The organism is Candidatus Symbiopectobacterium sp. NZEC135, assembly GCF_025962695.1.
On record NZ_JAGFPF010001551.1, the window covers coordinates 1 to 511 of the forward strand.

Annotated in this window: 1 protein-coding gene and 1 pseudogene; both read right to left on the bottom strand. The window is 62.2% G+C overall.

What is annotated here, in order from left to right; translation table 11 throughout:
• Positions 1-394 (bottom strand): annotated as a pseudogene (bcsA, locus tag J5224_RS35315) (UDP-forming cellulose synthase catalytic subunit); the annotation flags it as partial.
• A partial coding sequence (locus tag J5224_RS35320; RefSeq protein WP_264629426.1) for a cellulose synthase operon protein YhjQ/BcsQ occupies positions 391-511 on the bottom strand: 121 nt, incomplete at its 5' end. The pseudogene bcsA and the gene J5224_RS35320, both read right to left, overlap by 4 nt.

A 511-nucleotide genomic window follows, 5' to 3' on the forward strand; every position in this document is an offset into this window, starting at 1 on the left:
ACGCCTCTTGGATACCCATGCCCTGCGGCAGTTCCTGCATCATATTGAGATAGCGCTGACGCCAGCGCGGCAGCGCCGAAAACAGATTACGCCGGGCGGCGGGGATCTGCCCGTTACGTACCACCAGCAGCCACAGCCCCTGCGCCAGATAACGCAACGGATCGCCGGGGCGAGGTCGATGTGGGGAAATATGGGGAAACCAGAAGGCACTTTGGCTACGAATCCGCTGCCAACTGGGCGACTCAAGGCGCAAAAACGTCCAGGCCAACACCGACAACAGCGTGCCCATGCCTGCCGTGAACAGGGTGGCCCCCTGTTTGAGAAAGTCACGGTAGCGCTGGCGTACCGCCGAATAGGCCGGGGGCACCAGCAGCAGATTGAGCACCGTGCTCATGGCGCCTCCGTCGTCAGATTGATCAGGCACCAGTTGGCTAACGTCAGCATCTCTTCTGCGGCGAGGCTTTGCGGGCTGTGCTCCCCAGTGGCCAGTTTGCTGGCGAGGGATTCGGCG